The sequence below is a fragment of the Pseudacidovorax sp. RU35E genome, assembly GCF_900156165.1.
Classification (GTDB): domain Bacteria; phylum Pseudomonadota; class Gammaproteobacteria; order Burkholderiales; family Burkholderiaceae_C; genus Xenophilus.
This window is the reverse complement of record NZ_FTMY01000016.1, coordinates 83,266-102,914: the sequence shown is the minus strand read 5'-3', so window position 1 is coordinate 102,914 and position 19,649 is coordinate 83,266. Positions and strand designations below refer to the sequence as shown.

Here is a 19,649-nt window from a genome sequence, read left to right as displayed (position 1 = left end):
CCGCTATTCGGCCGTGCCGCCGGAGGCGGGGCGAGTTTCGGCGCGCGTGGCGGCCGAGCCGGTGAGGCTCAGGTCGGAGAAGTAGGCCAGGCCGTGGCCGTGCGTGTTGTCCGCGTCGGCCGAGACGACCACGGCCGCCACGCCGGGCGTTGCGCCCTTGGCCTCGCCGCCGAAGGCCCGCCGGTAATCGGCCAGCAGATTGCGTCGCTCGCTCACCCAGGCGCCGGGTTGCGCGGCGGCACCGGACTCCAGCACCACCATGTGCATGCGGTTGGTGAAGGCGTTGACCAGCATCTGGCCCTTGGCCTCCTTGGCGTCCCACACGTAGCACAGGGCTTCGCTGGGCACCTCTTCACCCGACACGCTGCGCGCCACGCCGAGGCGCGTGCGCTCCAGCAGCGGCAGGCGATCAGCCGGGAAGTCGAAGAACACGCACAGCTTGGCCGCACCGTCGTCGCCTGCGCGCGTGTGCAGGTCGGCACCGTCGACGAACTGGTCGACGCGCCAGCGCCAGCTCAGCACCGTCGACTCGGTCAACGGCACCTGCACGCGGTGCGACAGCAGGCCATAGGAGTCGTCGGCGTCCACCTTGAGCACACGGCGACCCGCCTCGGACACCACGTCGAAGCGGGTCGGCGTCTTGTTGGGCAGGGTGCTGAAGTGCCAGGGCGCGGGCGGCACGGCACCGGTTGCCGCCGAGAAGGGCGTCAGTGCATTCGCCTCGTCGGCCCGCGCCGGGGACGCGGCGAATGCCACGACCAACCCGGCCCCGACGAGCAGGAGAGCGCCGCGGCGGGCAGACACGAAGGCAGTGGCAATGTGCATGGAAGGACCCCGGCGGCGCGTTGGTGGCGGCGGCGCAGCCCGGAACGGGGTCGCGCGCGCAGGCAGGAGAGTGTGCCGCGCGAAGGCCCGTCGATAAATCCCCCAAAACGGATCCACTGCGTCTCGCTGGTGCAGACAATCCATCCGCCGCCAGCGAAGCAGGCAGGTCGCCAGGGGACGTGGCGACCTGTCACAGGCAGTCAAGCGTGCGAGGCTTCGCCCTCTCGCAAGGCCGCCTGCAGCGCGCGGGTGCCGCTGGCCAGTGCGGCCTCGTAGCTGTCGGCAGGCGACTCGCCCTCGCGCACGGTGCGCGTCGGCTGGCCATTGCCGTCGGTCTGCTGGAGCTTCCAGACGAAGGCGCCGGGTTGCGGCTCCTCCACGATGAGTTTGAGTGCAGGATGGGTCATGCGCGAACCGTGATCCTCGCGAAGGACGGCAGGTTGTCGGCCGCGTCCTACGCTGCTGTCGGTCGAATCAGCAACTGCGGCGGCGGGCGCCTGGCCCACCGCCGCGTGGCTTCAGCCCTTGGCCGGCTGAATGGGCACGTAGAACTCGCCGCCGCCCTCGCGGAACTCGCGCGACTTCTGGTCCATGCCCTGCGCGGCGTACTCGCGCACTTCCTGCGTGATCTTCATCGAGCAGAACTTGGGCCCGCACATCGAGCAGAAGTGCGCCACCTTGCTCGAATCCTTGGGCAGCGTCTCGTCGTGGAAGTCGCGGGCCGTGTCGGGGTCCAGGCCCAGGTTGAACTGGTCTTCCCAGCGGAACTCGAAGCGTGCCTTGGAAAGCGCGTCGTCGCGTGCCCGCGCGCCCGGGTGGCCCTTGGCCACGTCGGCGGCGTGGGCCGCGATCTTGTACGCAATGATCCCCTGCTTGACGTCGTCGCGGTCGGGCAGGCCCAAGTGCTCCTTGGGCGTCACGTAGCACAGCATGGCCGTGCCCATCCAGCCGATCATGGCCGCGCCGATGGCCGAGGCGATGTGGTCGTAGCCCGGGGCGATGTCGATGGTCAGCGGGCCCAGCGTGTAGAACGGCGCCTCGTGGCAGTGCTTGAGCTGCTCGTCCATGTTGGCCTGGATCATGTGCAGCGGCACGTGGCCGGGGCCTTCGATCATGGTCTGCACGTCGTGCTTCCAGGCGATCTGCGTCAGCTCGCCCAGCGTGCGCAGCTCGGCAAACTGCGCCTCGTCGTTGGCGTCGGCACCGCAGCCGGGGCGCAGGCCGTCGCCGAGCGAGAAGCTCACGTCGTAGGCCTTCATGATGTCGCAGATGTCCTCGAAGTGTTCGTAGAGGAAGCTCTCGCGGTGGTGCGCGATGCACCACTTGGCCATGATCGAGCCGCCGCGCGAGACGATGCCCGTCATGCGCTTTGCCGTCATCGGAATGAAGGGCAGCCGCAGCCCGGCGTGGATGGTGAAGTAGTCCACCCCCTGCTCCGCCTGCTCGATCAGCGTGTCGCGGAAGATGGCCCAGGTCAGGTCTTCGGCCACGCCGCCCACCTTTTCGAGCGCCTGGTAGATCGGCACCGTGCCGATGGGCACCGGCGAGTTGCGCACGATCCAGTCGCGCGTGGTGTGGATGTTCTTGCCGGTGCTCAGGTCCATCACGTTGTCGGCGCCCCAGCGGATGGCCCACACCAGCTTTTCCACCTCTTCCTCGATGCTGGAGGTGACGGCCGAGTTGCCGATGTTGGCGTTGATCTTGACCTTGAAGTTGCGGCCGATGGCCATCGGCTCGACCTCGGGGTGGTTGATGTTGGCCGGGATGATGGCGCGCCCGCGCGCCACCTCGTCGCGCACGAACTCGGGCGTGATGATCTTGGGGATGGCCGCGCCGAGTGGGTTGCCCGCCACGCGGCGTGCGCGCTCCTCGTCGGCCAGGTACTCGGCCATCCATTCGCGGCGGCCGTTCTCGCGCAGGGCCACGTACTCCATCTCGGGCGTGACGATGCCGCGGCGGGCGTAGTGCATCTGCGTGACGTTCAGGCCGCTCTTGGCGCGGCGCGGCTGGCGCTGCAAGGCTGCCGCTTCGGCGCGCAGCTGCGTGATGCGCTCGTGCTCCTGCGGGGCCTGCTGCTCGGCGTGCTTGGCGCCGTCGTCCAGCGCCTGGCGGATGCGGCCTTCGTAGCTTTCGGTGTCCCCGCGCTCGTCGATCCAGGCCGCGCGCAGGCCGGCCAGGCCGCGGCGCACGTCGATCTCGGCGTTGGGGTCGGTGTAGGGGCCGGAGGTGTCGTAGAGCGACACCGTCTCGCCATTGGTCAGGCGCACATCGCGCACCGGCACCTGCAGGTCGGGCCGGCTGCCGGCGATGCGGCCTTTGGTGGAAGCGGGAAAGGGCTCACGCGTCAGCGCGAGCAGATGGGCGAACTTGTCGGGGGCGTTCATGGGGCGGACTCTCCAAAGCACATGGGTGGATGGATGCCCCGCCATCGGCGCCAAGGGGATGCGGGTGGGCCCGGCCCCGCCGATGGATGCACGGACGGATGGACGGACACACGCGCCTTGGCGCTGCAGCTCTTCTTACGCTGGTACTAACCAGATCAAGTTCGCGGTTCCGGCGGTCAGGTCCGCCGTCTCAGCACGCCATACGTGCACCCCGGAGCGGGGGCGATTCTAGGCAGGCTTTGCGGCGCAGCCAATTCGTACGCAGAAAAAGCTAACTGGTTGGATCACCTCCAACACGGCAGGCGGTGAGAACTAGTTGTCCAAAGCCCGGACCCGATGTCTTGGCCAAAGGCTTCGCATGCGGAAGTCCACCTAAGCTTGTCGATCGCGGCGGTCGGACCGAGGCCCCGCTTCACTAAGAAGGCTCAGGGAGGACGATCCATGTCATACACCACGCTCACCGTGCAGAGCGCTGCCATTCCTCTGCACAACGGCACGCCTGCTCTGCATCCCGTCCGGCTTTCGGGGCAAGAAGGAGTCAACTCACTGTTCGAGTACGAGCTGTTGCTCAAGACACCCGACGCCTTGAACTTCAATCCCGGTTTGGCTGCGCAGTTCGATCTGGATGGCTTTATCGGTCGAGAACTGACGTGCCTCATCGAACTGGACGGGGCAGGCGAATTTGTTCCGGGCTCGGTCGGCCCCTCCACAAGCTACGTGGGTGCAGGCAGGCGCGAGATCAGCGGCTTGGTCACTCACGCAGACTTCTGGGGCGAAGAAGGACGGCACATCCAGTACAGGCTCACGCTGCGTCCCTGGCTTTATCTCGCCACGCTGACCACCGACTGCAAGATCTTCCAGAACAAGACTGTTGTAGAGATCCTGGACGAGCTGTTATCAGACTATCCGTACTCTCTGCACAAGCGGCTTTATGAGCGCTATCCGAAGCGGGACTTTCAGGTCCAGTACAACGAAACGGACTTTGCCTTCTTCGAGCGGCTCTGCCAGGAATGGGGCATCAACTTCCACTTCGAGCATGCGGAGGGCGTGCATCGTCTCGTGCTCAGCGATGGCAATGCCGCCTTCGACCGCAACGACAGTGAGGCCTACCACGTCGTCGAGTACCACGCACCAGGCTGGAAGGTCGATGCGGAGTACATCCACAGCTTCGTACCCACACACCAGCTGACGAGCGGACGCTACGTCACGAACGACTACGACTACACGCGTCCCAGGGCCGACCTCACGGCCAAGCGCCGCGACCCTCGGCCCACGGGCCAAGCCGACGGTGAGATCTATCAGTGGCACGAGGGGACGGCAGGCACTCATTTCGCCCAGCCTCGTGCAGGCACGCTCCAGGATACCGACCCCTTCGAGGAGGGACGTCTGCTGTCGCTGCTACGCATGCAGGCCCTGCGGACCCACGGAGCCCGCGCACGCGCCAGCGGCAACCTGCGAGGAATGCAGCCTGGCCACACCTTCATGCTGGCCAAGCATCCTCGCACCACCGCGAATGCCGAGTACATCATCCTGCAGACTCAGCTGTGCATCAGCGAGGTCGCGCAGGACAGCCAAGCCCAGGCTGCTGCAACACATCGGCATCAACGATGGGCTGTGGAAGTCGACCTGACCGTGCACCCCGTCCGTGAGCCACTGCGACCGCTCCACACCCGGGCGAAGCCCTTCACGCGCGGCCCCGCCACCGCATTGGTGGTCGGGCCAGAGAACAGCAATCTCTGGACCGACGAACTCGGCCGCATCAAGGTGCAATTCCTGTGGGATCGACTGGGGCGCAAGGACCAGCACAGCAGCTGCTGGCTGCGCGTCAGCTCTCCATGGGCGGGCAACCAGTTGGGCGCCATTCACATTCCCCGTGTCGGGCAAGAGGTGGTCGTCGACTTTCTCGGGGGCGACCCCGACCTGCCTATCTGCACCGGCCGTGTCCACAACCAGCTGAACTTGCCGCCTTGGCACTTGCCAGATCAGGCAGCACTTTCAGGGGTGCGGTCGAGGGAACTGAATCCGGAGGGCGGCAACAGTGCAAGCGGCCGCTCCAACCATCTGGTTCTGGACGACACCTACGGGGCCATCCAGGCTCAGATCAAAAGCGATCACCAGCACAGTCAACTGAGTCTTGGAAAGATCACCCGCATCGAAGACAACGCGGGAAGGAAGGATCCGCGCGGCGAAGGCTTCGAGCTTCGCACCGACGGCCCAGGCGCCATACGTGCCCAACAGGGCCTGCTCATCAGCACCGAGGGGCGGGAGCGCGCCGAGGGCCATATCAAGGACATGGCCGAGGCACTTTCCCGGCTCGACGTTGCGCAGCGCAGGCACGAGACGCTGGCAGGCGTTGCAACGCACCATGGTGTCCAGCCCAACCAAGAAGACCAGCACACGGTCGCAGAGGCTTTGGGGCAGCAACACCAGGCCTTGGCAGGCGCGGGCGCAGCCACTCAGTTTCCGGAGTTGAGCAGCCCGCATCTGGTGCTCTCCAGCCCCGCCGGCATTGAAGCAACCACGCACGGCTCTCTGCACCTGGCGTCGGAAGCCCACACGGCCATCACCGCAGGCGGCCATGCCAGCGTAGTGGCCAGCGGCAGCCTGCTGGCCAGTGCCGAGCAAGCGCTGCGGCTGTTCGCGAAGGAGCAGGGTGTTCGCGTCGTCGCAGGCGAAGGCGCCGTTCAGGTCCAGGCACAGGACGATCGGATTGAACTGATTGCCAAACGCGTGCTGGAACTCATCAGCGAGAGCGACTGGATCCGGATCAAGGCCGCCAAAGGCATTTCCCTCGAGGTCGACGGAACTCGCCTGGACATCGTGCCCGAAGGCTTCACCTTCAACACGCCCGGCAATCACCATGTGTGGGCCGCGGATGTCCAGAACTTCGGGCCCAAGACAGCCAAGACCATCCTGCCCAAACTTCCTGAGCGGGTCTGCATTCCCTGCCTCATGGCGGCGGCGCGCGCTGGCAGCGCGATTTCAACGCTATGAGCACCATGACGGATCCCATGCACAGATACATCCTGCTGGACGGCGCACTGGTGCACGGGCGGCTCAAGGCGTCATCTGCTTTTGCCACGCCGAGCGCCTTGTTCGAGCCGCTGATGCCACACGTCGAACAGCACCTCGCCGGCCCGCTGCTCATCTCGCAGACTCATGCGGCAGCAGACCCCAGAGTCCGTCAACAGGTGCTCGCATTGTTCGACGACTTCGGACACCGCCTGCACGTGGCGGAACTGGTCTCGGCTTTGCTGCTGCCCGACTTGGCAAGTCACCTTCGCCGCGCGGTCTGGTTCACGGACGACAGTGGTGAAAGCTACGGGCTGCGCATCGCGGACTGCCGCGTCATGGCCTATCTCCCGGGCATCCTCACGCCTGCGCAGTGGGCAGCGATCACTGCGCCCCTCGCCGAGTGGAAGATTCACGATCGGCAGGGAAAGCCGCGACTCCTGCCCCTGGACGCGGAGGCACAAGAGAACCAGGAGCCGCTTCAGAGTCTTCAACTGACCGCTGAACAGGTCGATCGCCTGATCGATCAAGGAGAGCCCGACGCCCTTCTTCTTCGGGTCGGCAGACCCGTGAGCGCCACTTCAAACCCACGGCATTCCGCAGACTTCGCCATCGCCGACGCGTGTGTTCGACATTGGCGTGGCGCTGGCAACGCGGATCGCAACGTTCTGCTGGAACTTGCACGCCTGGCTTTCGCGGCCGGCCTGGAAAGCAGCAGGAATGCCGCATGGATGAACCGTGCTTGGCAGCATGCGGTGGCGCGCCGGCGATGAGCGCCGTGGACCCTGGCCTGCAGGCAGTGAAGGGACATCGCATGACCTTGGCATCGCGCCTTGCCATCGCATTGACCGCCCTCGCTCTGGCCATGCTTGCCGCCGGATGCGCCAGCTCATCCGAGGACCTTTTTCCAGACAAGCGAACCATCGGCGTGCCCGTGGGGGGCGTCGGCCATTACGGCAGCGGAATCTTGGTGACGGAATTCATCATTGACGAGAAATTCCGTGCAGGCTATGTCGGGGGCTGGGGCGGCGGGGGCGCAGGGAACTGCTGTGTCCTGCTACCTCTCCACATCACCGAACCCATCCTAGTCACCGTGCGATGGAAGACCTCTCAGGACGGCCAGTACCGTCTTTTCGAGCACGAGGCCACTGTCCCCATCCACTTCGCCGTAGAGCCAGGCGGCAGCTCCGGGATGTACGTGCACTTCTTGCCAGGGCATCTCGTCCAAGTATGGGTCAGCCGCGCTTACCCCGAAAGTGCCCTGTATCCCGGTCCATCCTTCCCGAGAGGCCCTGCGCCGCCATACATCCCGTTGCCAGGAGAGAAGTCCATGCCCTCACAAGCCAAGCCCCGCTGACTCACGCCATTTCAGGGAGAGAAATATGAGTACCTACAAGTCCATCCTCGAGCCGGCGATCTTGCGGTATGCCAAGCCCCCGGCATTTCCTCTGGCGGCCTTCTGCGAGCAGATCATCAACATCGGCCTGTTCTTCGACGGCACCGACAGCGGGCTCGGCCCCCGAAAAGACGTGCACAAGAGATCGCCCGCCAAGACCTGGCTCCCGCCCAGCACGGTCGTCTGCACGGAGGCCGCATGAACGTGGCACAACGGCTGGCCCGGGCACTGGCCGCCATCGCCCTGGTCCTGCTCGCCGCCGGATGCGCCAGCTCCTCCGAGGACCTTTTTCCAGACAAGCGAACCATCGGCGTGCCCGTGGGGGGCGTCGGCCATTACGGCAGCGGAATCTTGGTGACGGAATTCATCATTGACGAGAAATTCCGTGCAGGCTACGTCGAGGGTTGGGGCGGCGGCGGTGCAGGCGACTGCTGCGTCCTGCTACCCCGGCACGTCACGAAACCCATTGTCATTACTGTCCGTTGGAAGACTTCCCACGACGGCCTAGAGAAACTCGCCGAGCACGAAGCTACCGTCCCAATCCACTTCGCCGTAGAGCCAGCCGACAGCTCCGGGATGTACGTGCATTTCTTGCCTGGTCATCACGTCGAGGTTTGGGTGAGTTGGCCGGGCCCACCCAGCTCCAAGTACCCCGGCCCAGCATTCCCGCGAGGCCCCGCACCGCCATACCTCCCACTACCAGGAGAGAAGCCAACCCCCTCGCAAGCCCAGCCCAACTGATTCACGACCACTTCAGGGAGAGCAACATGAGTACCTACAAGTCCATTCTCGAACCCGCCACCATGCGGTACGCCAAGCCCCCGGCGTTTCCTCAAGAGGCCTTCTGCGAACAGATCATCAACATCGGCCTGTTCTTCGACGGCATCGACGGCGGGCTCGGCCCCCGCAAAGACACGCACAAGAGCTCGGCCGCCAAGGCTTGGCTCCAGCCCAGCACGGTCGCCTGCACGGAGGCCGCATGAACTTCGCACGACGGGTGGCCCGGGCACTGGCCGCCATCGCCCTGGTCCTGCTCGCCGCCGGATGCGCCAGTTCCTCCGAGGACCTTTTCCCAGACAAGCGAACCATCGGCGTGCCCGTGGGTGCCGTAGGGCACTACGGAGATGGCATCGGTATCCCCAGGTTCTCCATTGACGACAAATTCCGTGGACCCGGAATCTTGGGCTGGGGCGGTGGCGGAGCGGGCGACTGCTGCGTCCTCCTCCCACGTCACGTTACCCGCCCCGTCGTTGTCACCGTCCGATGGCGGACCTATAGGGACGATGTCGAGGAACTTCTCGAGCACGAAGCCACTGTCCCCATTCACTTCGCTGTCGATCCCGGCGAAGGCGGCTCCGGCCTCTATGTCCACTTCATGCCGGGGCACAAGGTGGAGGTCTGGTACGCCGGCCCCACGCCAGCGAGCAGCCGGTACCCCGGTCCCGCCTTCCCACGAGGCCCGGCCCCCCCCTACAACTCACTACCCAGCGAAAAGCCCTCACCTCAAAACAGTAACGCCAACTGACCGACGACCAAATCAGGGAGAAAGAAATGAGTACCTACAAGTCCATCCTCGATCCGGCGACCATGCGCTACGCCAAGCCCTTGGCATTTCCTCAGGCAGCCTTTTGCGAGCAGATCATCAACATCGGCCTGTTCTTCGACGGCACCGACAACAACCACAGCTTCCATCCATCTGCACTAGATACGAACGTGTGGAAGTTGTCCCTTGCGTATCGCAACGAGCCGGTCAACGGTTTTTACCGCTACTACATCTCAGGGGTGGGTACGCCCTTCACCGAAATCGGTCAGAAGGTGGCCGATGCAATGGGTGGGCCATTTGGTGCGGGTGGTGAGGCAAGAATCGTCTACGGATTGCTCCAGGTGTTCAACGCCGTGCATCAAACGGTCAACGGCCAAGAAGCGCGATTTGAAGCACCCTCGCTGGCCGCCCTCTGCTCCGAAAACCGAACTCCCGATACCAGCGCAAGCGACACCAGCGTCCCACCACCCCGCCTGACGCCCGAGCAGAAGATCCTCGATCAGCTCGGTCTGCCCTGCGGCCTCGTCGGCGCCAGCGACCGCAGCTTCCTGGGTGCCTCCATCGCCGGCGAGCGACGTAAGTTCTTCTCTCGCGTCTCCGGTGAACTGCGTCAGCAGATCGCGCAGCGCGACACGCGCCCACGACCCAAGGCCATCTATCTGGATGTCTTCGGCTTCTCCCGCGGCGCGGCGCAGGCCCGCGTCTTCGTCTCGTGGCTGCACCAGTACCTGATGGTCGGGGGCGAACTCTTCGGCGTACCCGCCTATGTGCGCATGCTCGGCATCTTCGACACCGTCGCCTCCGTCGGCGTGACCGATGCTCTGGGTTCGGATGGCCACAACGCCTGGGCCACGGCGGAGGACCTACGCATCCACCCCGGCGTGCGCAATTGCCTGCATCACGTGGCCTTGCACGAGTTGCGAATGAACTTCCCGTCGGACAGCGTGGCACAGGGCGATGGACTGCCCACCAACTGCGAAGAGCACCACTGCCCCGGCGTCCACAGCGACATTGGTGGCGGCTATGCCGCGGGGGAGCAGGGCAAGGGAATTCGGATCAAGAAAGTGCGCGGGCAGTTCGGAGATTTTCTCGACGAGCCTGAGTTGGCCGACGATCTGCGCCTGTCGAATCTGACGCTGAAGCATATGTATGACGCTGCCGTTCAGGCTTGCGAGGGGCACATTTTCGTGCCGTGGATCGCGCTTGACAGTCCAGCTGCGGAGCGTCTCATGCTGCCTAGCGAGTTCGGCCTCGTCGGCCACGACTTGGTCCGCAAGGCGGTAGAGAGGTACTTCACTGCTTGCGGTGTCCCCGCCGGCCTCGACACACGCGAAGCACTGCGCCAACACGGCCAGCGCTACCTGGCATGGCGCTATGCGGTCACCCTGCGGCCCGGCTTCGAGAAGCTGCCCAGCGTGGATCGAAGCTCCCGCTTCGATCCACAGGGGAAAGAGTTCTATTTGCTGGGTCAGCAGATCTTCAAGCAGCAGATCGATCTGCTTGACCGTCCGCCCGGACCGATCGACATGATGGGCAACCGCGAGGTGATGCGCAACTTTCACTCCAAGGCCTTGGACATCTACAAGGACATCAAGAAGATTCCCGTTCCGTACGAACTGGGTGAGTTCTTCGACGATTGGGTGCACGATTCCTATGCCGGCTTCATCGGCAAGTTCAGGGAAGCGGGCGTCAACTGGGTCAAGACCACGAAGGGCAACTTGGTGCACATCATGGCGGAGGGCCAACGCTACATGCGGTGGCGGCAGATCTACCAGGGAAGCAACCTGGGGCTCAATGCGCAGCTCCAGCGCGCTGCTCAAGAAGGAGCACTTGCATGAGCCCCGCATGGGAGGAATCCGACGACTTCGTGATCCGCGCGGGCGACGTCAAGCCCGGCGAGCCGCCGCGGGTGTACATCACCCGGTTCGGCGTGGTGGTGAATGACGAGAACGGCGTTGCCCTGCATGCGCACGATGGCAGCGTGACCCGCATTCACTCTGATGGCACGCATGTGATCGAAAACCCGGCATTCCGTCGCATTGCCATTGAAGATGCCCGTACCTTGAGCGGCTTCGTGGTTCGGCAGGTGTTCGACACCACTTCGCACACCCTTGAGTTCGTGGGCGGCGGCCGCTTCGCCTACCTGATGGATGCGACTGGCCGCATGCTCGAGGTCACCACGCATCGGGTAGAGGCTGTGCAGGACAACGACGGCGTATTGCTGTTGAAGGGCACGTCGCCGGGTAGGGCCGACCCTGGGCACGGTGATGCGTGATTCCAGAGGCCGGCGCGTGGTCCGCCTGGGTGACCCCACCGACCACGGGGGCGAAGTGCTGACGGCTCTCCAATTGATCGTGCACGGCAAGCCGGCGACCGGCGAAGGATGCGTTGCATGCTGCCCGCGCTGTGGCGGGCTCTTCAGGATCGTGCCGACACATACCGAGCGGCGGCATCATGGAAAGGTCGTCGCCTTCGAGGGCGACCTGACCGAATGCGGCGCCCGGCTGATCGCAACCTTGCCCGCGCGGTAGTTAGGCGGGGCGTCTAGCGTCCCCAGGAGCGCTCTCGCGCCACTGACGCCTGGGCATGCGGCTCGCCACGTGCTCATTCACGATTGCAATGGGCGCCCGCAGCCGAGTCAGTCACTGCAGGTCGCGGCGATAGCCTGTCCGGATCTCCGTCGCGGGCAGCTCTCCCGGCAGGTGCAGCCGGCGCAAGCCGCTCACCTGACTGCCCACAACCTGCGACAGCACGGCGATGCCGATGCCGTGGGGCCACATGCGCGCCTGCACGTTGCGGTTGGTGGATGCCAGTAGCGATCTGGCGTTAGGGAAGCGGGTCTTCAGCCACGCGATGTCCGGGGGCAGGCCGGTGAGGTGTCGCGCGTGATAAGCCGAAAGCCGGGGCCGAAATGAACCGGCATCGTGCAGCACTCCAGTCGTCGCTTAGAGCCCACGTCGCGGCTGAACGCGGGCGAGGCGTCCTCCGGGTAACTGCTGAACCTACACGTCTTCTTCCCCCCTAGCATCCCCAAATCGCTCACATATTAGTGATCTGCCACCCGAGCGACGCCCCAGGCAGTCACGACTCAGGAGACAGACATGAAGCTATTTCGTTGCGTCCTCGCGGTCGCGCTGTCCGTGGTCGCGGGGGCCAGCCTGGCCCAGGAGGCCTATCCGTCCAAGCCGGTGCGCATCCTTATTCCCTACGCCCCGGGCGGCGGCGTGGATGCCGCGGCCCGACTCGTGGCCCAGTCCCTCGGTACGGCCATGGGCCAGAACTTCGTCGTCGAGTCCAAGCCCGGCGGCAACACCGTGATCGCGGCCGAGGCCGTGGCGCGCGCGGCGCCGGACGGCTACACGCTGCTGCTGACGGGCGGCTCCACCATGACGCTGCTGCCGCTCACGCAGGCCAAACTGCCCTTCGTGCCGCTCAACGACTTCGCGCCGGTGGGCCAGGTGTCGCGCCTGCCCTACTTCCTCGCGGTCTCGGCCACCCAGCCCTACAAGTCCGCAAAGGACCTGCTCGCCGACCCGAAGGTGCGGGACGGCTCGCTGGCCTATGCGAGCAACGGCATCGGCTCGATGGCGCACATCGGCACCGAGGCGCTAATCCAGCGCGCGGGCGCCAAGATGATCCACGTGCCCTACAACGGCTTCACGCCCGCCATCGCCGATCTGGTGACGGGGCGGACCGTGATGGTGATGGCCGACCTGGCGCCGCTCAATGCGCAGATCCAGGACGGCAAGCTGCGTCCGCTGGCCGTCGCGTCCGAGAAGCGCTCGCCCTTCCTGCCGGATGTGCCGACGCTGGCCGAGGCCGGCTTCCCGGGCACCGAGTTCGAGGTGTGGCTCGCGCTCTACGCACCGGCCAAGACGCCGCGCGCCGTGCTCGACAAGCTCTCGGCCGAGTTGAACAAGGTGCTTGCCAACACCGCCACGCGCGAGGCCTTCGTGCGCCTGGGCCACGAGGCCGACTACGCCGCGCCCGATGCCGTGCGCCAACGCATCCAGGCCGAGCAGAGTGCCTTTGCCCCGGCCGTGCGCGCCGCTGGCCTGGCCGCGCAGAACAACTGAACCCGCCCTCATGGAACTCCAACGCTCCCCCGACGACAACACCCCCACCCACACGGCGTCGCACCATCTGCTGCAGGCCCTGCTGGACCATGGCGTCGAATACCTGTTCTGTAACCTGGGGACGGACCACGCGCCGCTCATCGAAGAGATGGCCCGGTGGCGGGAGCAAGGGCGGGCGTTGCCCCAAGTGGTGCTCTGTCCGCACGAGAACACGGCCCTGCACATGGCGGGCGGCTACGCCATCGCCACCGGCCGCGGCCAGGCGGTGCTGGTGCATGTGGATGCCGGCACGGCCAACTCGGCCATGGCCATGCACAACCTGTTTCGCGCGCGCGTACCGGTGCTGCTGATGGCCGGCCGCGCGCCCGCCACCACCTTCAACCAGGTGGAGGGCGGGCGCGACACCTATGTGCACTTCGTGCAGGAGCCCTTCGACCAGGCCAGCGTGGTGCGCCCCTACGTCAAGTGGGAGTACACGCTGCCCTGGCCGTCGATGGCCGCCGAGGTCATCGCCCGCGCCCACTCGGTGATGCAGAGCGATCCGCCGGGGCCCGTGTACCTGATGCTGCCGCGCGAGACACTGGCCGCGCCCTGCCCGCCGCAGGAGCTGCATCCCTTTCCCGCGGCCAGCCATCGGCCCGTCAAGGCCGGCGGCGCGCATCCGGCGCCGATCCAGCAGATCGCGGAAAAGCTCGTGGCCAGCGAAGACCCGCTGCTCGTCACCGCCTATGCCGGGCGCAACCTGCGCACGCCCCAACGGGTGGAAGAGCTGGCCATGCTCACCGGCATGCGCGTGTGCGAGTTCAACAGCGTGCACCTGAACATCCGCCGCGACAGCCCCTGCTTTGCCGGCTACCTGCCCGGCCCCTTCGCCGAGAAGGCCGACGTCGGCCTGATGCTGGACGTCGACGTGCCCTGGGTGCCCAGGACCACGCGCGTCAACCCGAACGCCTGGTGGGCGCAGATGGACCTCGACGCCATCAAGCGCGACATGCCGATGTGGGGCTTCGCCACGCAGGCCCGCATCGAGGGCGACAGCGAGGTCCTGCTCGGCCAGCTCATCGAGGCCGTGAAGGCGCTGGCGACACCGGCCTTCGAGGCACGGGCGGCCGAGCGGCTGAAGAAGCTCGAATGCGAACATGCCGCGCGCCAGCGTCGGATCGAGGCCGCCGCCGAGGCGCCTGGCGAGCCCGGCGCCATCAACCCGGCGTACCTGTGCGCCGCCATCCACCGGGCGCTGGACAGCCGCGACACCGTGCTCAACGAAGGCATCCGCAACACGCTCACGGTGTTCGACCAGCTGCCGCGCAACGAACCGGGCACGCTGCTGGGCCTGCCGGGCGGCGGCCTGGGCTTTTCGGCCGGAACGGCATTGGGCGTGAAGCTGGCGCGGCCCGATACGCGCGTGGTGCATTTCGTGGGCGACGGCACCTTCTACTTCAGCAATGCCACCTCCACCCTGGCGGTGGCGCGGGAGTACGGCGTGCCGATCTTCACCGTCGTGCTCGACAACGGCGGCTGGTCGGCGGTGAAGGAAGCCACGCTGCGCATGTACCCCAAGGGCCGGGCCTTTGCCACCAACGACTATGCGTCGGTGCTGCCCACCGGCATGGACTTCGCGGGCGTGGCCGAAGCCGCCGGTGCCCATGGCGAGCGGCTGGTCGACCCGGCCGATGCGGAGGCGGCCATCGCGCGCTGCATCCGCGCGCTGGACGAAGGCCGCAGCGCCTTGCTGCACGCGCGCATCGCGCCGCTCTGAGGGGCGCTGGACAAGGGGGCTCCATTACCATCCGGGCGACTCGCAGACCGCCCCATCGGGCGGCCGTCCGACCGAAGCCGCATCTTGACGAACAAGCCCGCCGCGCGCAGCAACCCGCGTCGATCTCCCGCCCCCCGCACAAGCCCCGCGCAGCCCCGGCGGAACCTTCCCTTGCTGCTGCTGCAGGTGCGCGCCGCCATCATTGGCCGCTTCCGCCACGTGCTCAAGAAGACGGGGCTGACGGAGCAGCAGTTCCGCATCCTTCGCGCGCTCCATGTGCGGGGCACGCTGGAGCCGCGGGAGCTCTGTGCCATCTGCCACATCTCCAGCCCCAGCCTGAGCGGCGTGCTCGCACGGATGGACACCATGGGACTGGTGCAGCGCGAGCGGCACCCGGACGACCAGCGCCGGCAGCATGTGTCGCTCTCGCCCCGCGCCAACCAGATGTTCGCGGACGTGAGCGAGGACATGGAGGCCGTCTACCAGGAACTCGAAGCGGTTCTGGGCCCGGCCTTCGTGGACCAGATGTACGCCATGTGCGACACGGTGCTCGAGGTGCTCAACCCGTCCGGAGAGCAGACCCCCGTCGAGGACGACGGCCTCTGAACACGGTGCCGGCCTGCGCGCGCCAGCCTCGGCACGCGGCCCGCCGGGGCTGCCGCGCGCAGGCCGGCGTCAGGCCGCGGCTTCCGCCAGGTCCAACTGCCGCTTCGCCGCGATGGACTTGCGCACCGTGCTCCAGATGGTCCACGCCAGCATCACCGCCGTCGCGGCCAGCAGCCCGCCGCTGATGGGCCGCTCGATGAAGACCATCGGGTCGCCGCGCGAGATCAGCAGCGTGCGCCGCAGGTTCTCTTCGAGCATGGGGCCGAGGATGTAGCCCAGCAGCAGAGGCGCCGGCTCGAACTTCAGCACCATGAGGGCATAGCCCACCACGCCCAGCACGGCCACCATGTAGATGTCGAACTCGTTGTTGTTGACGCTGTAGACCCCCAGCGCCACGAAGACGAGGATGGCCGGGTACATCCAGGCAAAGGGAATGCGCAGCAGTGCGACCCAGATGCCGATGGTGGGCAGGTTCAGGATCACCAGCATGATGTTGCCCAGGGCGAAGCTCACGACCAGGCCCCAGAACAGCGCCGGCTGTTCGCTGATCAGCATCGGTCCGGGCTGGATGCCGTGGATGATGAGCGCTCCCAGCATCACCGCCATGACCGCATCGCCAGGAATGCCCAGTGACAGCGAGGGCACGAAGGCGGTCTGCGCGGCGGCGTTGTTGGCCGACTCCGGCGCGCTGATGCCGGCGATGGCCCCCTTGCCGAAGGCCTTGGGGTCGCGGCCGACGCGCTTCTCGATCGCATAGGACATGAAGGCTGCGATCGACGGGCCCACGCCCGGCAGGGCGCCCAGCGCACCGCCAAGGGCGGAGCCCCGCAGCATGGGCGCGACGCTCTCGCGGAACTCTGCGCGGGACGGCATCATGGACCGCATCGACACCGGTTCGGGCTTGCGTTCCATGTCCGGCGAGTTGATGCAGCGCACCACCTCGGCCACCCCGAACAGGCCCATGGCCAGCGCGACGAGGTTGATGCCGTCGGTCAGTTCGATGATGCCGAAGTCGAAGCGCGCGACGCCTGAGTTGACGTCGGTGCCGATCATGCCAAGCAGCAGCCCCAGCACCACCATGGCCAGGCCCTTGGCCGCAGAGCCGATGCTCATGGACGAGGCGGCGACCAGGCCGAGCACCATCATCGAGAAGAACTCGGCCGGGCCGAACTTCAGCCCGATCTCGGCAATGGCCGGAGAAAAGAGCACCAGCAGCACCAGGCCCGTCATCGCGCCGACGAGCGAGGCGATGGTGGTGATGAACAAGGCCAGGCCCGCCCGCCCCTTCTGCGCCATGGGGTAGCCATCGAGGCACGTCACGGCCGACGACGGCGTGCCCGGCAGGTTCAGCAGGATGGCGGCCGTGGAGCCGCCGTACTGCGCGCCGTAGTACACGCCCGCCAGCATGATGATCGCCGCGGTCGGCTGGATGTGGTACGTGATGGGCAGCAGCAGCGAGATGGCCGCCAGGGCACCGATGCCCGGCAGCACGCCGACGACGGTGCCCAGCAGGACGCCGAAGAAGCAATAGGCCAGGGTCATCGGCTCCATCGCCACCTGGAGCCCGAGAAGAAGGTTGTTCGCCAGATCCATGGTCTTGCCTACCAGGGCCAGGTGGGGACGGTCATCTGCAGGCCGACCACGAAGATGAGCACGGTCAGAACCGCCACGGCCACGGAGACCAGCAACTTCTGCCGCATCGGGATGCGCGCCGGGATCAGCGCCACCATCGACGTGGCCACCGAGGCCACCACCACGCCCGCGGGCCGCAGCAGCGCCGCGAACAGCACGATGCTGGCCGTGGCGGTGGCCAGGTTGCGCCACTGCACCTTGATAGGCGCGCCCTGCCGCCACCACGCCGGCAACGCCACCAGCAGGCCCAGCAGGGCGAGCAGCCAGCCCAGGACGATGGGGAAGTAGCCAGGGCCCATGCGGCCGGCGGTGCCCATGGTGTAGCGGCTGGCATACAGGCCGAAAAATACGCCGATGACGACCAGCGCGATGCCGCCGACCAGGTCGTGCGTGTCTCTGTGTTTCATGGATTCCTTCGTTGCTTCGGCACCGCAAAAAACCACGCAGTGCCGCCACCATGGGGTGTGTCGAAGGATGGTAGGGCGCAGCTTTCGCGCCGTACGTGAACGTCACATTGCCGTTCGGCAAGCTTTGGCAGGCCGGGTCAGAGGCTTCAGGCGGGGTGCTCGTTCAGGCCCGGCCCGGGCGCCGCATCATCCCGGCAAGCGCCCTGCGCGCGGCTCCATCACCACGCCCAGCGTCTCGCGCAGGCGGCGGATGCGGCGCTCGTTCTTCAATGTGCGGCGTCCCCGCCCATAGATCGACGCCTTGAGCACCAGCCGCAGCTGCTCGCGCTGCAGCCGGCGCTTGAGTCGCATCGCGCGGCGGCCGTGTTCGCGGCCGACGGCACGGCGCGCGCGCAGGCGCTCCAGCGGATCGCCCAGGCGCTCGCGCTCGTCGTCGGCCAGCAGGTCGCGTTCGGGCACCAGCGCCTCGGCCTGGGCATGCAGGTAGGCCCCCGTCTCGCGCGTGGCGGCGCGCCAGATCAGCGCGGCGGCCAGCAGCAGCGGCAGGCCCTTGGTCACCATCAACAGGCTCACGCCCAGGTCGTTGTTGGGGAACCAGCGTTCGAGCCAGGGCGAGTTCCAGACGAAGTGCATGCCCCACGCCAAGCCGAAGCAGGCCAGGGCCACGCCGATGCGCACCGGCCGGCTGCGCTCCTTGTGGCGCATGTACCAGGCCACGCCGTAGGCGGCCACGGCACTGAAGGCGGCATGCGTCCACAGGCCCGACAGCACGCCGCGGCTGAGCAGGTTCCACAGCACCGGGTAGACCTGGTTTTCCTGCGGGAAATTGATGGCCGCGCGCACGGTGTACGCCAGGTTCTCCATCACCTGGAAGCCGAGCCCCGCCATGGCGCCGACGATGAGCACCGACAGTTCGGTACGGAACTGCCGGCGCGCCATCTGCACCAGCAGCAGCACGCCGGCCAGCTTGAGGAATTCCTCGGTGATGGGCCCCGCCAGGGCCGGACCCCAGGTGGCTGCGAACTCGGGCGAGACCTGCTTGGCCGCAATGCTCTGGATGGCGCGATTGGCCGGCGCCGCGAGCGTGGGTGCGGCCAGCCCGCCCCAGGCAAAGGCCAGGCCGTAGGCCGCGGGCCGGTGCTGCGCCAGCAGGTCCATGGCGCCGAAGACCGCCATGAAGAGCCGCGCATACAGCGCCCACGCGAACAGGGCCAGGACCGCCGCGATGGGCACCACCCGCAGGCCGGCCAGGTAGAGCTGGCCCATGGACCACAGCCCCAGCAGCAGCAGCGCGACCATCAGCCAGAAGGCGGCCCGCCGCGGCTGGAAGAAGGGCTCCTCGGCCTCGAAGGCGCTCAGGCGCGCCAGGGCCGACGGCTCGGCAGGCGTTGCGGGCACAGGCGACGCGGGCACGACCACGGGGTTCATGCCGCCCCCAGGTCCATCGAGGCCAGCATGTCCTGCGCCTCGGTCAGGGCCTGCGCGGCGGCGTCGGGGTCCTGGTTGGGGCCGTAGAAGTCGACCGTGACGACCGTCGAGCGGGTGCCGTCGATCACCAGCCAGAGCCGGCCGCTGGTGCGCGCGCCGTAGTAGGCGAAGGTGGTGCCCTGCAGGCCCCAGTCGGTGAAGAAGCCCGACGGCTCGCCTTCGACACGCAGGCGGTAGCCCCGCTCCAGCAGCCGCTGTTCGCGCCGCAGCAGGCCGTCGGCATCGCCGTGCCAGGTGGCCGTCTGCACCGAGAAGCTGTGGCCGCTCTTGACCAGCACCAGCGACTGGCCGGGGCGCGAGCGGGCCACGTCCATCTGCCAGCCGGGGGCGGGCACGAAGCGGGCGGGGCCAAGGGTCAGCGGCTGACCCTGGGCCACGGCCCGCGCGCCGGGCGTGAGCCGGTCCCACAGCTGCAGCCCGCCCACGTACAGCACGATGGCGCCCGCCAGGGCCAGGGTGGCGGGCCAGGTCGGCTGGCGGGGACGGGCAGCGGCAGGCATGCCGGCGATGCTGCCATGGTC

At 66.9% G+C, this 19,649-nt stretch carries 21 protein-coding genes and 1 riboswitch; of the genes, 13 read left to right on the top strand and 8 right to left on the bottom strand.

Annotated elements, in window-relative coordinates; translation table 11 throughout:
* Positions 1-3: 3 nt before the first annotated feature.
* The 3 genes from BXA03_RS23640 to thiC all read right to left on the bottom strand — a co-directional run bounded on the left by BXA03_RS23640 (position 4) and on the right by thiC (position 3,209).
* Positions 4-825 (bottom strand): DUF3047 domain-containing protein, encoded by an 822-nt coding sequence (locus tag BXA03_RS23640; protein WP_076511637.1) that lies wholly within the window; start codon positions 823-825, stop codon positions 4-6.
* A gap of 200 nt (positions 826-1,025) precedes the next feature.
* Complete coding sequence (locus BXA03_RS23635; protein WP_076511636.1) at positions 1,026-1,232, bottom strand: hypothetical protein; 207 nt, start codon at positions 1,230-1,232, stop codon at positions 1,026-1,028.
* 111 nt (positions 1,233-1,343) lie between these two features.
* Positions 1,344-3,209 (bottom strand): phosphomethylpyrimidine synthase ThiC, encoded by a 1,866-nt coding sequence (thiC, locus tag BXA03_RS23630; protein ID WP_076511635.1) that lies wholly within the window; start codon positions 3,207-3,209, stop codon positions 1,344-1,346.
* A gap of 115 nt (positions 3,210-3,324) precedes the next feature.
* A riboswitch (TPP riboswitch) is annotated at positions 3,325-3,433 on the bottom strand.
* A 217-nt stretch (positions 3,434-3,650) separates the two neighbouring features.
* On the opposite strand from thiC, the gene BXA03_RS23625 reads away from it, so the two are divergent.
* From BXA03_RS23625 to BXA03_RS23580, 10 genes are read left to right on the top strand one after another with little or no spacing between them, the layout of a single operon-like run.
* Positions 3,651-6,203 (top strand): type VI secretion system Vgr family protein, encoded by a 2,553-nt coding sequence (locus tag BXA03_RS23625; protein ID WP_076511634.1) that lies wholly within the window; start codon positions 3,651-3,653, stop codon positions 6,201-6,203.
* The gene (locus BXA03_RS23620) at positions 6,200-6,994 is read left to right on the top strand and encodes a DUF4123 domain-containing protein (RefSeq protein ID WP_076511633.1); all 795 of its coding nucleotides are present in this window, start codon (positions 6,200-6,202) and stop codon (positions 6,992-6,994) included. The genes BXA03_RS23625 and BXA03_RS23620 overlap by 4 nt, the downstream gene beginning before the upstream one ends.
* Positions 6,991-7,578, top strand: a complete 588-nt coding sequence (locus tag BXA03_RS23615) for a DUF3304 domain-containing protein (protein ID WP_076511632.1) — start codon at positions 6,991-6,993, stop codon at positions 7,576-7,578. The genes BXA03_RS23620 and BXA03_RS23615 overlap by 4 nt, the downstream gene beginning before the upstream one ends.
* Before the next feature lie 25 nt (positions 7,579-7,603).
* A complete protein-coding gene (locus BXA03_RS23610) occupies positions 7,604-7,819 on the top strand; it encodes a hypothetical protein (RefSeq protein ID WP_076511631.1) in 216 nt (71 codons plus the stop codon).
* Positions 7,816-8,358 (top strand): DUF3304 domain-containing protein, encoded by a 543-nt coding sequence (locus tag BXA03_RS27570; protein WP_076511630.1) that lies wholly within the window; start codon positions 7,816-7,818, stop codon positions 8,356-8,358. The genes BXA03_RS23610 and BXA03_RS27570 overlap by 4 nt, the downstream gene beginning before the upstream one ends.
* Positions 8,359-8,384: 26 nt before the next feature.
* On the top strand, positions 8,385-8,600 hold the full coding sequence (locus BXA03_RS23600) for a hypothetical protein (RefSeq protein WP_076511629.1): 216 nt from the start codon (positions 8,385-8,387) through the stop codon (positions 8,598-8,600).
* The gene (locus BXA03_RS27565) at positions 8,597-9,142 is read left to right on the top strand and encodes a DUF3304 domain-containing protein (RefSeq protein WP_076511628.1); all 546 of its coding nucleotides are present in this window, start codon (positions 8,597-8,599) and stop codon (positions 9,140-9,142) included. Before BXA03_RS23600 ends, BXA03_RS27565 begins: the two co-directional genes overlap by 4 nt.
* Positions 9,143-9,168: 26 nt before the next feature.
* Positions 9,169-10,998 carry a T6SS phospholipase effector Tle1-like catalytic domain-containing protein gene (locus tag BXA03_RS23590; RefSeq protein WP_076511627.1) on the top strand — a complete coding sequence of 610 codons (1,830 nt, stop codon included), beginning with the start codon at positions 9,169-9,171 and terminating at the stop codon, positions 10,996-10,998.
* On the top strand, positions 10,995-11,435 hold the full coding sequence (locus BXA03_RS23585; protein ID WP_076511626.1) for a hypothetical protein: 441 nt from the start codon (positions 10,995-10,997) through the stop codon (positions 11,433-11,435). The genes BXA03_RS23590 and BXA03_RS23585 overlap by 4 nt, the downstream gene beginning before the upstream one ends.
* 16 nt (positions 11,436-11,451) lie before the next feature.
* Positions 11,452-11,691 (top strand): PAAR domain-containing protein, encoded by a 240-nt coding sequence (locus BXA03_RS23580; RefSeq protein WP_234983809.1) that lies wholly within the window; start codon positions 11,452-11,454, stop codon positions 11,689-11,691.
* 111 nt (positions 11,692-11,802) lie between these two features.
* Here BXA03_RS23580 and BXA03_RS26695 read toward each other — a convergent pair whose 3' ends face one another.
* Positions 11,803-12,093, bottom strand: a complete 291-nt coding sequence (locus tag BXA03_RS26695) for a hypothetical protein (RefSeq protein ID WP_143476427.1) — start codon at positions 12,091-12,093, stop codon at positions 11,803-11,805.
* A 168-nt stretch (positions 12,094-12,261) separates the two neighbouring features.
* Between BXA03_RS26695 and BXA03_RS23575 the strand changes: the two genes are divergently transcribed.
* The 3 genes from BXA03_RS23575 (at position 12,262) to BXA03_RS23565 (ending at position 15,601) form a co-directional block, all read left to right on the top strand.
* Positions 12,262-13,236 carry a Bug family tripartite tricarboxylate transporter substrate binding protein gene (locus BXA03_RS23575; protein WP_076511624.1) on the top strand — a complete coding sequence of 325 codons (975 nt, stop codon included), beginning with the start codon at positions 12,262-12,264 and terminating at the stop codon, positions 13,234-13,236.
* 10 nt (positions 13,237-13,246) lie between these two features.
* The gene (locus tag BXA03_RS23570; protein WP_076511623.1) at positions 13,247-14,995 is read left to right on the top strand and encodes a thiamine pyrophosphate-requiring protein; all 1,749 of its coding nucleotides are present in this window, start codon (positions 13,247-13,249) and stop codon (positions 14,993-14,995) included.
* 171 nt (positions 14,996-15,166) lie between these two features.
* Entirely contained in the window at positions 15,167-15,601 is a 435-nt protein-coding gene (locus BXA03_RS23565; RefSeq protein WP_076511622.1) for a MarR family transcriptional regulator, read from the top strand.
* A 69-nt stretch (positions 15,602-15,670) separates the two neighbouring features.
* Here the strand turns inward: BXA03_RS23565 and BXA03_RS23560 are convergent, their stop codons facing one another.
* The 4 genes from BXA03_RS23560 to BXA03_RS23545 form a co-directional block, all read right to left on the bottom strand.
* Positions 15,671-17,194, bottom strand: coding sequence for a tripartite tricarboxylate transporter permease (locus BXA03_RS23560; RefSeq protein ID WP_076511621.1), 1,524 nt, complete (start codon positions 17,192-17,194; stop codon positions 15,671-15,673).
* Positions 17,195-17,202: 8 nt separating this feature from the next.
* Positions 17,203-17,640: a tripartite tricarboxylate transporter TctB family protein gene (locus tag BXA03_RS23555; RefSeq protein ID WP_076511620.1), complete on the bottom strand. Its 438-nt coding sequence runs from the start codon at positions 17,638-17,640 to the stop codon at positions 17,203-17,205.
* Positions 17,641-17,826: 186 nt separating this feature from the next.
* Complete coding sequence (locus BXA03_RS23550) at positions 17,827-19,068, bottom strand: PrsW family intramembrane metalloprotease (RefSeq protein ID WP_083716346.1); 1,242 nt, start codon at positions 19,066-19,068, stop codon at positions 17,827-17,829.
* Complete coding sequence (locus BXA03_RS23545; protein ID WP_076511670.1) at positions 19,065-19,628, bottom strand: hypothetical protein; 564 nt, start codon at positions 19,626-19,628, stop codon at positions 19,065-19,067. The genes BXA03_RS23550 and BXA03_RS23545 overlap by 4 nt, the downstream gene beginning before the upstream one ends.
* Positions 19,629-19,649 lie beyond the last annotated feature (21 nt).

Excerpts from the sequence above, each read along its gene's own strand:
- BXA03_RS23640 (WP_076511637.1), bottom strand. The coding sequence starts at position 825 with ATGCACATTGCCACTGCCTTCGTGTCTGCCCGCCGCGGCGCTCTCCTG.
- BXA03_RS23635 (WP_076511636.1), bottom strand. The coding sequence starts at position 1,232 with ATGACCCATCCTGCACTCAAACTCATCGTGGAGGAGCCGCAACCCGGC.
- thiC (WP_076511635.1), bottom strand. The coding sequence starts at position 3,209 with ATGAACGCCCCCGACAAGTTCGCCCATCTGCTCGCGCTGACGCGTGAG.
- BXA03_RS23625 (WP_076511634.1), top strand. The coding sequence starts at position 3,651 with ATGTCATACACCACGCTCACCGTGCAGAGCGCTGCCATTCCTCTGCAC.
- BXA03_RS23620 (WP_076511633.1), top strand. The coding sequence starts at position 6,200 with ATGAGCACCATGACGGATCCCATGCACAGATACATCCTGCTGGACGGC.
- BXA03_RS23615 (WP_076511632.1), top strand. The coding sequence starts at position 6,991 with ATGAGCGCCGTGGACCCTGGCCTGCAGGCAGTGAAGGGACATCGCATG.
- BXA03_RS23610 (WP_076511631.1), top strand. The coding sequence starts at position 7,604 with ATGAGTACCTACAAGTCCATCCTCGAGCCGGCGATCTTGCGGTATGCC.
- BXA03_RS27570 (WP_076511630.1), top strand. The coding sequence starts at position 7,816 with ATGAACGTGGCACAACGGCTGGCCCGGGCACTGGCCGCCATCGCCCTG.
- BXA03_RS23600 (WP_076511629.1), top strand. The coding sequence starts at position 8,385 with ATGAGTACCTACAAGTCCATTCTCGAACCCGCCACCATGCGGTACGCC.
- BXA03_RS27565 (WP_076511628.1), top strand. The coding sequence starts at position 8,597 with ATGAACTTCGCACGACGGGTGGCCCGGGCACTGGCCGCCATCGCCCTG.
- BXA03_RS23590 (WP_076511627.1), top strand. The coding sequence starts at position 9,169 with ATGAGTACCTACAAGTCCATCCTCGATCCGGCGACCATGCGCTACGCC.
- BXA03_RS23585 (WP_076511626.1), top strand. The coding sequence starts at position 10,995 with ATGAGCCCCGCATGGGAGGAATCCGACGACTTCGTGATCCGCGCGGGC.
- BXA03_RS23575 (WP_076511624.1), top strand. The coding sequence starts at position 12,262 with ATGAAGCTATTTCGTTGCGTCCTCGCGGTCGCGCTGTCCGTGGTCGCG.
- BXA03_RS23570 (WP_076511623.1), top strand. The coding sequence starts at position 13,247 with ATGGAACTCCAACGCTCCCCCGACGACAACACCCCCACCCACACGGCG.
- BXA03_RS23560 (WP_076511621.1), bottom strand. The coding sequence starts at position 17,194 with ATGGATCTGGCGAACAACCTTCTTCTCGGGCTCCAGGTGGCGATGGAG.
- BXA03_RS23555 (WP_076511620.1), bottom strand. The coding sequence starts at position 17,640 with ATGAAACACAGAGACACGCACGACCTGGTCGGCGGCATCGCGCTGGTC.
- BXA03_RS23550 (WP_083716346.1), bottom strand. The coding sequence starts at position 19,068 with ATGAACCCCGTGGTCGTGCCCGCGTCGCCTGTGCCCGCAACGCCTGCC.
- BXA03_RS23545 (WP_076511670.1), bottom strand. The coding sequence starts at position 19,628 with ATGCCTGCCGCTGCCCGTCCCCGCCAGCCGACCTGGCCCGCCACCCTG.